Annotated in this window: 13 protein-coding genes; 4 read left to right on the top strand and 9 right to left on the bottom strand. The window is 71.0% G+C overall.

Annotation, left to right across the window (positions count from 1 at the left end; genetic code table 11):
* Positions 1-148: 148 nt before the first annotated feature.
* The 5 genes from rlmB to ACIGFK_RS32335 all read right to left on the bottom strand — a co-directional run bounded on the left by rlmB (position 149) and on the right by ACIGFK_RS32335 (position 4,713).
* A complete protein-coding gene (gene rlmB / locus ACIGFK_RS32355) occupies positions 149-1,120 on the bottom strand; it encodes a 23S rRNA (guanosine(2251)-2'-O)-methyltransferase RlmB (protein WP_376658570.1) in 972 nt (323 codons plus the stop codon).
* A 94-nt stretch (positions 1,121-1,214) separates the two neighbouring features.
* Positions 1,215-2,615 (bottom strand): cysteine--tRNA ligase, encoded by a 1,401-nt coding sequence (gene cysS, locus ACIGFK_RS32350; protein WP_376658569.1) that lies wholly within the window; start codon positions 2,613-2,615, stop codon positions 1,215-1,217.
* A 94-nt stretch (positions 2,616-2,709) separates the two neighbouring features.
* Entirely contained in the window at positions 2,710-3,207 is a 498-nt protein-coding gene (gene ispF / locus ACIGFK_RS32345) for a 2-C-methyl-D-erythritol 2,4-cyclodiphosphate synthase (RefSeq protein ID WP_376658568.1), read from the bottom strand.
* A complete protein-coding gene (gene ispD, locus ACIGFK_RS32340; protein WP_386471755.1) occupies positions 3,197-3,943 on the bottom strand; it encodes a 2-C-methyl-D-erythritol 4-phosphate cytidylyltransferase in 747 nt (248 codons plus the stop codon). The genes ispF and ispD overlap by 11 nt, the downstream gene beginning before the upstream one ends.
* Positions 3,944-4,230: 287 nt before the next feature.
* Positions 4,231-4,713 (bottom strand): CarD family transcriptional regulator, encoded by a 483-nt coding sequence (locus ACIGFK_RS32335; RefSeq protein WP_003953493.1) that lies wholly within the window; start codon positions 4,711-4,713, stop codon positions 4,231-4,233.
* A 670-nt stretch (positions 4,714-5,383) separates the two neighbouring features.
* On the opposite strand from ACIGFK_RS32335, the gene ACIGFK_RS32330 reads away from it, so the two are divergent.
* Positions 5,384-6,070, top strand: a complete 687-nt coding sequence (locus tag ACIGFK_RS32330; protein WP_386471758.1) for a DUF461 domain-containing protein — start codon at positions 5,384-5,386, stop codon at positions 6,068-6,070.
* An 86-nt stretch (positions 6,071-6,156) separates the two neighbouring features.
* On the opposite strand, the gene ACIGFK_RS32325 is transcribed toward ACIGFK_RS32330, so the two are convergent.
* Together ACIGFK_RS32325 and ACIGFK_RS32320 are read right to left on the bottom strand one after the other, a co-directional pair.
* Positions 6,157-6,837: a response regulator transcription factor gene (locus tag ACIGFK_RS32325; protein ID WP_007265514.1), complete on the bottom strand. Its 681-nt coding sequence runs from the start codon at positions 6,835-6,837 to the stop codon at positions 6,157-6,159.
* A gap of 52 nt (positions 6,838-6,889) precedes the next feature.
* A complete protein-coding gene (locus ACIGFK_RS32320) occupies positions 6,890-8,089 on the bottom strand; it encodes a sensor histidine kinase (RefSeq protein WP_376661782.1) in 1,200 nt (399 codons plus the stop codon).
* Between the two features lie 226 nt (positions 8,090-8,315).
* On the opposite strand from ACIGFK_RS32320, the gene phoU reads away from it, so the two are divergent.
* A complete protein-coding gene (gene phoU / locus ACIGFK_RS32315; protein ID WP_376661783.1) occupies positions 8,316-8,993 on the top strand; it encodes a phosphate signaling complex protein PhoU in 678 nt (225 codons plus the stop codon).
* Positions 8,994-9,110: 117 nt separating this feature from the next.
* A complete protein-coding gene (locus tag ACIGFK_RS32310; RefSeq protein ID WP_376661784.1) occupies positions 9,111-9,260 on the top strand; it encodes a hypothetical protein in 150 nt (49 codons plus the stop codon).
* Between the two features lie 87 nt (positions 9,261-9,347).
* On the opposite strand, the gene ACIGFK_RS32305 is transcribed toward ACIGFK_RS32310, so the two are convergent.
* The gene (locus ACIGFK_RS32305) at positions 9,348-9,710 is read right to left on the bottom strand and encodes a hypothetical protein (RefSeq protein WP_376661785.1); all 363 of its coding nucleotides are present in this window, start codon (positions 9,708-9,710) and stop codon (positions 9,348-9,350) included.
* A 164-nt stretch (positions 9,711-9,874) separates the two neighbouring features.
* Positions 9,875-10,633, bottom strand: a complete 759-nt coding sequence (locus ACIGFK_RS32300) for a phosphoglyceromutase (protein WP_386471763.1) — start codon at positions 10,631-10,633, stop codon at positions 9,875-9,877.
* Positions 10,634-10,785: 152 nt separating this feature from the next.
* Here ACIGFK_RS32300 and ACIGFK_RS32295 point away from each other — a divergent pair, with 152 nt between their 5' ends.
* Complete coding sequence (locus ACIGFK_RS32295) at positions 10,786-12,117, top strand: MDR family MFS transporter (protein ID WP_376661789.1); 1,332 nt, start codon at positions 10,786-10,788, stop codon at positions 12,115-12,117.
* Positions 12,118-12,121: the final 4 nt, after the last annotated feature.

Raw genomic sequence — 12,121 nt, 5'->3', positions numbered from 1 at the left:
CCGAGTGATCAGTGTTTAGGACACTGCCTTGACACCAGCGATGTGTCCGAGACCCGTCAAGATCAAGCCACCCCGCCCGGAAGGGGCGGGGTGACACGCTCACGGGTCACGGACCGTGGGCCATTCGGCAGAGCTCGGATCGAGCCGGTCAGGTGCGCGGGGTCGTGGCGCGGCGGCGGGCCGCCTCGTAGAGGACGACGCCCGCGGCGACACCGGCGTTCAGGGACTCGGCGCCGCCCGGCATCGGGATGCGGACGAGGTAGTCGCAGTTCTCGCCGACGAGGCGGCCGAGGCCCTTGCCCTCGGAGCCGACGACGATGACGACCGGGCCGGCGAGCGCCTCCAGGTCCTGCACCTCGTGCGTGCCCTCGGCGGCGAGGCCGACGATGGTGATGCCGGCCTTCTTGTAGTCCTGCAGGGCGCGGGTCAGGTTGGTGACGCGGGAGACCGGGGTGCGGGCGGCGGTGCCGGCGGAGGTCTTCCAGGCGCCGGCGGTCATGCCGGCGGCACGGCGCTCGGGGATGACCACGCCGTGGCCGCCGAAGGCGGAGACGGAGCGGACGATCGCGCCGAGGTTGCGCGGGTCGGTGACGCCGTCGAGGGCGACGATGAGGGGGTCCTCGCCGTTGTCGTGGGCGCCGTCGGTGAGGTCCTCGGGGTGCGCGTACTCGTACGGCGGGACCTGGAGGACCAGGCCCTGGTGGTTGAGCCCGTTGGTCATGCGGTCGAGCTCGGGGCGCGGGGCTTCCATCAGGTTGATGTTGCCGCGCTCGCCGGCGAGCCGGAGGGCCTCGCGGACGCGCTCGTCGTTGTCGATGAACTGCTGGACGTACAGGGTGGTGGCGGGGACGCCGTCGCGCAGGGCCTCGAAGACCGGGTTGCGGCCGACGACCATCTCGCTGGTGCCCTTGGGGCCGCCGCGGCGCGGGGCCGGGCGGCGCTTGGCGGCCTGGCGGGCCATGGCGTTGGCGATGCGGTTGGCCTTGTGCTTCTTGCGGTCCTCGGCCTTGGGGGTGGGGCCCTTGCCCTCCAGGCCCTTGCGCCGCTGGCCACCGCTGCCGACCGTGGCGCCCTTCTTGTTGGACGTGCGGCGGTTCCTGCGCTGGCTGTTCCCGGCCATGACTTCTACCTGTTTCGTCTGGTGCTGCGATATGTACGTATGAAGAGTGTGCCGCCCGGAGTGCCGGGCGGCACAGCAGGCTGAGCTGCCCGGTTCAGCGGGGTCCGAGCGTCCAGCGCGGTCCGGTGGGGCTGTCCTCGATGACCAGGCCCGACTGCTGGAGCTGGTCGCGGATGGCGTCGGCAGTGGCCCAGTCCTTGCGGGCGCGGGCGGACTCGCGCTGGTCCAGGACGAGGCGCACGAGGGTGTCCACGGCGCCGTGGAGGTCCTCGCCGCGGTCGGTCTCCTCGGCCCAGTGCGGGTCGAGCGGGTCCAGACCGAGGACGCCCAGCATGGCCCGTACCTCGGACAGGCGCGCGATGGCCTCGTCCTTGTCGTCTGCGGCCAGCGCGCTGTTGCCCTGGCGGACGGTGGTGTGGACGATGGCGAGCGCCTGCGGGACCCCGAGGTCGTCGTCCATGGCCTCGGCGAAGGCGGGCGGGACCTCGGCGGCGGGCTCGACGGGCGAGCCGGCCTTCTCGATGACGCGCTGGTAGAAGCCCTCGATGCGCGCGAACGCGGACTCGGCCTCGCGCAGGGCCTCCTCGCTGTACTCGATCATCGACCGGTAGTGCGGGGTGCCGAGGTAGTAGCGCAGCACGATGGGGCGCCACTGCTTGACCATCTCGGAGACGAGGACCGAGTTCCCGAGGGACTTGGACATCTTCTCGCCGGACATGGTGACCCAGGCGTTGTGGACCCAGTACGTGGCGAACTCGTCGCCGAAGGCCTTGGCCTGGGCGATCTCGTTCTCGTGGTGCGGGAAGATCAGGTCGAGTCCGCCGCCGTGGATGTCGAAGGCCTCGCCGAGGTACTTGTGCGCCATGGCGGAGCATTCGAGGTGCCAGCCGGGACGGCCGCGGCCCCAGGGGGTCTCCCAGGAGGGCTCGCCCGGCTTGGCGGACTTCCACATGGCGAAGTCGCGCGGGTCGCGCTTGCCGGTCTCGCCCGTGGACTCCGGCTGGCGGATGTTGTCGAGCTCCTGGCGGGAGAGCGAGAGGTAGCCGGGGAACGACTTCACGTCGAAGTAGACGTTGCCCTCGGACTCGTAGGCGTGGCCGCGCTCGATGAGGCCGCGCATCATCTCGACCATCTCGGTGACGTGGCCGGTGGCGCGGGGCTCGTAGGTGGGCGGCAGGCAGCCGAGGGCGGAGTAGCCGTCGTTGAAGGCTCGCTCGTTCTCGTAGCCGATGGACCACCAGGGGCGGCCCTGCTCGGCGGACTTCGCGATGATCTTGTCGTCGATGTCCGTGACGTTGCGGATGAAGGTGACGTCGTAGCCCCGGTACTCGAACCAGCGGCGCATCATGTCGAAGTTGAGGCCCGACCGGATGTGCCCGATGTGCGGGGCCGCCTGCACGGTGGCGCCACAGAGGTAGATCGAGACGCAGCCCTCGGTGAGCGGGACGAAGTCGCGGATCTGCCGGGCGCTGGTGTCGTACAGGCGAATAGTCACGGCATCCAGGGTAGTGCGCGCATAGCAGTGCCCCGCGACCCTTTGGGGCCGTGGGGCACCTTTGTTGCCGAAGAAGTGCCGCCTCCGGGCATTTTCAGGCCCGGTTCGTCCGGTACACGAGGGCGGTGGCGATCGCGGCGAGCCCTTCGGCCCGTCCGGTGAGGCCGAGTCCGTCGGTGGTGGTGCCGGAGACGGAGACGGGGGCGCCCGCCGCGGCGGCGAGCGCCTTCTGTGCCTCTTCGCGCCGCTTGCCGATCTTCGGGCGCACTCCGATGACCTGGATCGCGATGTTGCCGATCTCGAAGCCCTCGGCCCGGACGATACGGGCGGCTTCCGCCAGGAGGGTGACGCCGGCGGCTCCCGACCACTCGGGGCGGGAGGTGCCGAAGTGCGCGCCGAGGTCTCCGACGCCGGCGGCGGAGAAGAGCGCGTCGCAGGCGGCGTGTGCGGCGACGTCCCCGTCGGAGTGTCCGGCGAGGCCGTCCTCGCCCTCCCACAGCAGGCCGGCGCACCACAGTTCGCGGCCGGTCTCGAAGGCGTGCACGTCGGTGCCGATCCCGACCTGGGGGATCAGGGGGAGGTCAGTAGACATCGGTGGCCCTCCTGCGGGCGAGTACGGCCTCGGCGAGGACCAGGTCGAGGGGGCGGGTGACCTTGAAGGCCTCTTCGTGGCCGGGTACGACCAGGACGGTGGTGCCGAGCCGCTCGACCATGCCGGCGTCGTCGGTGGCGCCTTCGCCGTCGACGGCGATCTCGTCGTGCGCGCGCAGCAGCGTGGCGACGTCGAACCCCTGCGGGGTCTGTACGGCGCGCAGCCGGGCCCGCTCGGGCGTGGCGACGACCGGCTCCGGCTCGCCGGGCTCGCCCGGCTCGACCTCCTTGACGGTGTCGGCCAGCGGCAGGGCGGGGACCACGGCGGGGGCGCCCCGGTGCACCGCCTCGACGACGGAGTCCACGGTGTCGACGGGGACGAGCGGGCGGGCCGCGTCGTGGATGAGCACGGAGGTGATGTCCGCGGGGAGTGCGCGCAGGCCGGCCCGTACGGATTCCTGGCGGGTCTCGCCGCCGGGGACGACCAGGACCTCGGTCCGCTCCGGCAGCGCGTGCTCGCCGAGCATGAGGCGCACCTCGTCGGCCCCGTCGGACGGGGCGACGACCACCACGAGGGAGACCGCGCGCGAGCGGGCCATCGCGCGGACGGCGTGGACGAGCATCGGGGTGCCGCCGAGGGCCCGCAGGGCCTTGGGGGCGCCGGGACCGAGGCGTACGCCCCGGCCGGCGGCCGGGATCACCGCGGCGGTGCGGTGGGGGCGCGTTTCGTCAGACATCAGTAGCTCCGAGCCAGGTTTGTGACTTCGGCCGACATGGGTATGGCCTGAAGCGTGCCGGGTGCGACGCCCCTCGCCCCTTCCGTGACGACCGGTCGAGCAGGCTGCCCGGACCCGGCACGCCACCGAGGTGGTGGCTTCTGAAACGGTAGATCAAAAGGGCATGAGTGCAGACATGCCGCAGCGCCCGGCAACAGGCCCCTCGTGGGAGAGGGACCTTGTCATCGGGCACCGCGGCACAACTGTGTACACCCAGTTTTGAAGAACGTGATGTACGGGGCCTCGCGTCAGGACGCGAGCACCTCGTCGAGGAGGGCCTCGGCCTTGTCCTCGTTCGTGTTCTCAGCGAGCGCGAGCTCGCTCACCAGGATCTGGCGCGCCTTCGCGAGCATGCGCTTCTCGCCCGCGGAAAGCCCGCGCTCACGCTCACGACGCCACAGGTCACGCACCACTTCGGCGACCTTGATGACATCGCCAGAAGCGAGCTTCTCCAGATTTGCCTTGTAGCGCCGGGACCAGTTCGTCGGCTCTTCTGCGTACGGTGCGCGGAGCACCTCGAAGACCCGGTCCAGCCCGTCCTGGCCGACTACGTCGCGAACACCGACGAACTCTGCATTGTCCGCAGGCACGCGAACCGTCAGGTCGCCCTGAGCGACCTTGAGCACCAAGTAGGTCTTGTCCACGCCTTTGATCTGACGAGTCTCAATGGCCTCGATCAGCGCGGCCCCGTGATGGGGATAGACCACGGTGTCGCCAACCTTGAACGTCATGTGACAGGTACCCCTTCCGTGGCTATCCAGGGTAACACGAGAACTGACTGTTATGAATGGCGTTTTCGCAGGTCAGGGCACATCTCAGGGCTTGACAACAGCAACAGGAACGTGCTGCGAAGGGCTCCCGGAAGGGGGTATTCGCAGGTCGGGGGCGCTGCGCGGACCAGGCGAAAGGGCCACGCTACACCTCCCCGATGCCGCCGCCAGTGTGACGTACGTCCCGTTTTGCCGGTTTGTGAGCCGGGAAACCGAACTACTCCGTTCGACTGGCGGGCATCCGCACGGATCGGTTCCGGACCAATCCTGAATTGATCACGAAGCGCCGTTCGAAGGAATCCCGGAATTTGATCACCGGGGTCCGCCCGGTGTTATGCGGACGCCGTACGGCACTCCACGTGATCACCACATGAAGCCCACGTGAACCGGCACATGAGGGAGGGCGTGAAGCGGGGCCGGGGGAGAGGCCGAAGCGGCGCATGATCGGCGAGTGGAATGAAAGATCGCGGCGAGCGCGCGAGGGCGGGCGCCGCGCTGCGGAGGGTCGGGTGCGGGGGCGGGGTGGCGGCTCGGTAACCTGAGCCCGCTGACACACCCTTAGAGCGGCTTTACCTCGGCCGTTCCGAGGACCCACCCTTCCGTTCCGTACGTCCAAGGAGATGCCGCCGCCGTGAGCCGCAGCCTTCGACGCGGCGCCCTCGCCGCCACCGCCGTCGTGTTCTCGATCGCCTCGCTGGCCGCCTGCGGCGCCGGCCAGGACGCGCAGACCCTCCAGATCAAGCCGGACAACTCCGCCACCACCAAGGGCGTCATCAAGATCCAGAACGCTCTGGTCATCCAGGGCGAGAAGGACAAGAAGGGCCCCGCCGCCATTTCGGCGACGGTCTTCAACTCCGGCAAGACGGAGCAGACCATCGACGCCATCACCCTCACGGGTGGCAAGGGCAAGGTCACCCTGAAGGGTGCCGAGGGCTCCGGCAAGGTCACCGTCCCGGCCGGCGGGTCCGTGATCCTCGGCGGCAAGGGCAACCCCTCCGCCGTGATCGAGGAAGGCGCCGAGGCCGCCAAGCTCGGCGAGAACCAGAGGGTCGTCTTCCAGCTCAGCCGCACCGGTGACGTCGCGCTGGGAGCCCTCGTGGTCCCCGCCGCCGGCATGTACGCCGCGTGGGGCCCCACCGCGGCCCCGGGCGCGCTCCCGGTCCCGGGCGCCACCCCGGCGGGCACCCCGTCCGGCACCCCCGCGGGCACCCCGTCGGGCACGCCGTCCGGCAGCCCCGCGGGCACCCCGTCGGGCGCGGCCTCGGGCACCCCGGCGGGCACCCCGTCCGGCACCGCCTCGCACGGCACCGGCCACTGACGCAGTCGGTGACGCACGCACACGGGAAGGGCCCCGGCCGCACGATGCGGCCGGGGCCCTTCCCGTAGCTGCGGAGCAGTGCCGGCTTACGGCTCGAACTTGTAGCCGAGGCCGCGCACGGTCACCAGGTAGCGCGGGGCGCCCGGGTCCGGTTCGATCTTGGCGCGCAGCCGCTTGACGTGGACGTCGAGGGTCTTGGTGTCGCCGACGTAGTCCGCGCCCCAGACCCGGTCGATCAGCTGCATGCGGGTCAGCACGCGGCCCGCGTTGCGCAGGAGCATCTCCAGCAGGTCGAACTCCTTCAGCGGGAGGTCCACCTTGGCGCCGGCGACGGTGACCACGTGGCGGTCGACGTCCATCCGTACGGGGCCCGCCTCCAGGGCGGCCGGCGTGACCTCCTCCGGCTCGCCGCGGCGGCGCAGGACCGCGCGGATGCGGGCGACCAGCTCGCGCGAGGAGAAGGGCTTCGTGACGTAGTCGTCGGCTCCTATCTCCAGCCCGACGACCTTGTCGATCTCGCTGTCCTTCGCGGTCACCATGATCACGGGAACGTTGGAGCGGCCGCGCAGCTGCCGGCAGACCTCCGTCCCCGGCAGGCCGGGGAGCATCAGGTCGAGGAGGACGAGGTCGGCGCCGTTGCGCTCGAACTCGTCGAGCCCGTCGGGCCCGGTCGCCGCGATGGCGACCTCGAAGCCCTCCTTGCGGAGCATGTACGACAGGGCGTCGCTGAAGGATTCCTCATCCTCGACGACGAGCACTCGGGTCACGGAAGGTCCTCCGGGGCAGGAATGGCTGGAGCGGTTGCTGGGGAATGCGAGGTCAGGCGGGGGTCGGGTGGGTGTGGCGGTCCGGCGCCGGGGACTGCGCCGCCGCTTCGGGGAGCCGCAGGGTGAAGGTGGATCCCTGGCCTTCCGAGCTCCATACCGACACCTCCCCGCCGTGCGAGGCCGCCACGTGCTTCACGATCGCAAGGCCGAGGCCGGTTCCTCCCGTGGCGCGGGAGCGGGCCGGGTCCACGCGGTAGAAGCGCTCGAAGATGCGCTCGCGGTCCTTCTCCGGGATGCCGATGCCCTGGTCGGTCACGGCGATCTCGATCAAGTCTCCCCCGGGCGCGGTCACCCTGCGTCCGGCTATGCCCACCCGGGTGCGGGCGGGGCTGTAGTTGACGGCGTTCTCGACCAGGTTTCCGAGGGCTGCCGCGAGCTGGCCGCGGTTGCCCCAGACGCGCAGGTCGGCGGTGCCGCCCGCGGCCATGATGATCTGCTTCGAGGACGCGGTGTGGCGGCAGCGGTCTATGGCCTCGGCCACCAGCGTGTCCACGCGGACGGGCTCGGCGTCCTCCAGCGGGTCGTCGTTCTGGACCCGGGAGAGGTCGATGAGCTCCTGGACGAGGTTGATCAGCCGGGTGGCCTCGATCTGCATGCGGCCCGCGAAGCGGCTGACCGCCTCGGGGTCGTCGGCGGCGTCCATGACCGCCTCGGAGAGCAGGGAGATCGCGCCCACCGGCGTCTTCAGCTCGTGCGAGACGTTGGCGACGAAGTCACGGCGGACGGCCTCGATGCGCCGGGCCTCGGTGAGGTCCTCGACCAGGAGCAGTACGAGGCGCGAGCCCAGCGGGGCGACGCGCGCCGAGACGGCGAGGGCCTCGCCGCGGCCGGTGCCGCGCCGGGGCAGGTCGAGCTCGACCTGGCGTATCTCCCCGTCGCGGCGGGTGTCGCGGGCCATGTGCAGCATGGGCTCCACGGCGAGCTTGCCGCCGCGGACCAGCCCGAGGGCGTAGGCGGCGGAGCTCGCCTTGACCACCGCGTCGCCCTCGTCGAGCACCACTGCGGAGGACCGCAGCACCGACAGGACGGTGTCCACGCCGGGCGGCAGTACCGCATTGATGTCGGGGCGCATGGAGCTCCGGGTGGGGCGGGCGTGGTCGCGCTCGCTCCAGCGGAACGCCAGCATCGCGATGACGCCGGTGCAAAGACCGGCGATCGCTGCAGCTGCGGCGACCGCCGCGTTCACGTCCATGGATCCAGGTTAAGCAGGCCCGACGACACTTCCACAGCCGTTCGGGTGGCACCTCGAACAGTCGTCGCCCAGAGTTCACCCTGGCGACGGGGTTGATTCATTTGTGATGCCGGAGTCGGACGCGTTTGCGGTTCAACGTGAAAACGTGGGGCCCGGGCAGCCGAATCCGGGCGCAGAACACCAGCAGCACAGCTGTCAGCAGTAGGTCGAGAGAAGGACACGAGACATGCGCGACGCGTACCACGAGGAACTGGACTCGATCGGGGAAGGCCTGGTCGAGATGGCCCGGCTCGTCGGTTCCGCGATCGGGCGGGCCACGACGTCCATGCTCGACGCCGACCTGAAGCTCGCCGAGAGCGTCATCGCATCCGACCAGAAGGTCGACGACCTCCAGCACGACCTGGAGGCGCGCGCCATCGCCCTGCTGGCCCGCCAGCAGCCGGTCGCCACCGACCTGCGCATCGTCGTCACCTCGCTGCGCATGAGCGCCGACCTGGAGCGCAGCGGCGACCTGGCCCAGCACGTGGCCAAGCTCGCCCGGCTGCGCTTCCCGGACTCGGCGGTGCCGCGGGACCTGCACGCCACCATCCTGGAGATGGGGCAGCTGGCGCAGCGCCTGATGGCGAAGGCGGCCGAGGTCATCATCACGAAGGACGTCGACCTGGCGCTCCAGCTGGAGCAGGACGACGACGAGATGGACCAGCTGCACCGCACGCTCTTCCAGCACCTGATGGACGACCGCTGGAAGCACGGCATCGAGACGGCGGTGGACGTGACGCTGCTGGGCCGCTACTACGAGCGCTTCGCGGACCACGCGGTGTCGGTGGCCAAGCGCGTGGTCTATCTGGTGACCGGCGAGCACGCGGACGACCTCCAGCAGCCGACGGTCGTCGACGGCGTCTGATCCGCGCCGGGGGAACCCGGATCCCTGCACCAATGCGCCGTTGACGCGCCGGTGCGGCTGGGCATGAATGAGGCGAAGGCAGCACGACATCCCGTTCGTCGCCTGCGAGGAGGATCCATGCCCGATTCCCCCGTCCCCATCACCCCGGAGCAGGAGCAGCAGCCGAAGCCGGAGCCGCTGCGGCTCCCGCTGCTGGCGGCCTGCGGCTGCGGCTCGGGCTGCGGCTGCGGTTGCCAGTCCGGCGCCCCCTGCCAGTGCGGCGGCTGACGCCGGCCGTGCGTACGCGCGCGAGGGCCCCGTCCGGTTCTGCGGACGGGGCCCTCGCGTGTGCGGCGGTCCGAGGAGTTGCCGGCGCTACGGGGCGATGTCGATGCGCGCCGCACCGCCCGGAAGGACGGGGGCGGCCTGGACGGTGCGCTTCGGGGCGGCGGGGGCCGCAACCGGGGCTGCGGGCGCGGCCGGAGCGGCGGCCGGGGCGGCCGGAGCGGCGGCGGGGGCCGCGAGCGGCGCCAGCAGCGGCTCTGCCTGCGAGAGGGTGGTGGAGCCGCCGTTGGTCACGACGACCGCCGGGTTGCTGAGGACCCGGGAGACGTTGAGGTCCGAGATGTTGAGGTTGTCGATGAGGTCCAGCAGCGGGTCCGCCTGAGCAGGGGCGCCACCGGCCAGCAGGACTACGCCGGCGAGGGCGCCGACCGCGGAGAATCGATTGATCTTCATGCCGGGGAAACGCCCCGCCATCGCCCCCGGTCACCGCTCCGCTCCCGCCGTCGCCCGTTCGGCCGCAGGGATCCCCCCGTCCGGCCCCCGTACCGCACCGACGTGCGTCAAGCCCCCGACCCGAGGGTGAAACCGCAGGTCGGGGGCGTGTTCACGGCTGTGGGTTACTTCTTGCCCTGGTTCTTGACGGCCTCGATGGCGGCCGCGGCGGCCTGCGGGTCGAGGTAAGTGCCGCCCGGGTTGAGGGGCTTGAAGTCGGCGTCCAGCTCGTAGGAGAGCGGGATGCCGGTCGGGATGTTCAGGCTCGCGATGTCGGCGTCGGAGATGCCGTCGAGGTGCTTGACCAGGGCGCGCAGGGAGTTGCCGTGCGCGGCGACCAGGACGGTGTGGCCGTCGAGCAGGTCCGGGACGATCGAGTCGTACCAGTACGGGAGCATGCGGACGACGACGTCCTTGAGGCACTCGGTGCGGGGGCGCAGCTCCGGCGGGATCGACGCGTAGCGCGGGTCCCCGGACTGCGAGAACTCCGTACCGTCCTCGAGGGCCGGCGGCGGGGTGTCGTAGGAGCGGCGCCACAGCATGAACTGCTCCTCGCCGAACTCGGCGAGGGTCTGGGCCTTGTCCTTGCCCTGGAGGGCGCCGTAGTGGCGCTCGTTCAGGCGCCAGGAGCGGTGGACGGGGATCCAGTGGCGGTCGGCTGCCTCCAGTGCGAGCTGGGAGGTGCGGATCGCGCGCTTCTGCAGGGACGTGTGGACCACGTCGGGGAGCAGGCCGGCGTCCTTGAGCAGCTCACCGCCGCGGACCGCCTCCTTCTCGCCCTTCTCGTTGAGATTGACGTCCACCCAGCCGGTGAACAGGTTCTTCGCGTTCCACTCGCTCTCGCCGTGACGGAGGAGGATCAGCTTGTACGGTGCGTCGGCCATGCGTACGAGCCTAATGGACGCCCGGGGGCGCCCGCTCGCCCCGTGCCGTGGCCCCCGATTGACGGTCCGCGTCAATTGAGTGGCGCCCGCAGACCGCCACTCGTAACGTGCGTTCTGCTCTAGTGACACTTACTCTTCCGGGGGGATTCCTTATGTCCGTTGCCAGGTTCAGACGGGCCGCACGGGAGAGCGTGTCGGGGCTGCCGACGGAGTTCTGGTGGCTGTGGACGAGCACCCTGGTCAACCGGCTCGGCGCCTTCGTCGCCACGTTCATGGCTTTGTACCTGACCCTGGACCGGGGCTACTCGGCCTCCTTCGCGGGACTCGTGGTCGCCCTCCACGGGCTCGGCGGGGTGATTTCGTCCCTCGTCGCCGGCGTGATGACCGACCGGCTCGGGCGGCGGCCGACGCTGCTGGCCGCCAACGTGTCGACGGCCCTGTCGGTGGCGCTGCTCGGCTTCATGGAGCACCCGGCGGCCATCGCCGCGGTGGCCCTGCTGGTCGGCATGGCCTCGAACGCCTCCCGGCCGGCGGTGCAGGCGATGATGGCCGACATCGTGCGGCCCGAGGACCGGGTGCGGGCGTTCGCGCTGAACTACTGGGCGATCAACCTCGGTTTCGCCGTCTCCTCGACCGTCGCCGGTTTCATCGCCGAGTACAGCTACCTCGCCGGCTTCCTGGGCGAGGCGGCGCTGACGCTGGTCTGCGCGCTCCTCGTCTACCTGAAGCTGCCCGAGTCGCGGCCCGTGAAGGACACCGCCGCCGCGGCGGCCGCGGAGCCCGAGGTCGGGCTGGGCGCGGTGCTGCGCGACGCACGGTTCATGGGCGTCGTGGGCCTGTCGTTCCTGATCTCGCTGATCTTCATGCAGGGCTCGTTCGGCCTGCCGCTGGCGATGGGCGCCGCGGGCTTCTCCACCGGCGACTACGGCCTGGTCATCGCGGTGAACGGCGTGATGATCGTGCTGCTCCAGATCCCGGTGACCCGGTTCATCGAGCACCGGGACCCGCAGCGGCTGCTGGTGGCCTCCGCCCTGCTCGCGGGGTACGGATTCGGGCTCACGGCCTTCGGCGGGTCCGTCGGGGCGCTCGCGCTGGCGGTGTGCGTGTGGACGCTGGCCGAGATCATCAACTCGCCGACCCAGATGGGCCTGGTCGTGCGGCTGTCGCCGGTGCACGCGCGGGGCCGCTACCAGGGCATGTACACGCTGTCGTGGGCGGTGGCCTCGCTGGTCGCGCCGCTGCTGGCGGGGTGGGTCATCGACCGGTTCGGGGCGCAGTGGCTGTGGGGGACGACGGCGGCCCTGGGCACGGTCGCGGGGCTCGGGTACTGGGCGCTGATGCGGAACCTGCCGGGGACTCCGTCGGATGAGGAGGCAGAGGCGGGCATGGTGGCCGTCCCCGTCCCCGAGCCCAAGGCCGAACCCGGGCCCACGGCCCCTGCCGCGCCGGGGTCCGCGTCGCTGCCGGCCACCGCCGAGGTCTAGGACG

This window comes from Streptomyces sp. NPDC085524 (assembly GCF_044541755.1).
In the GTDB taxonomy this organism is placed as follows: domain Bacteria; phylum Actinomycetota; class Actinomycetes; order Streptomycetales; family Streptomycetaceae; genus Streptomyces.
Note: the sequence above shows the minus strand (reverse complement) of the source record. Positions and strands in the feature narration are given on the sequence as shown.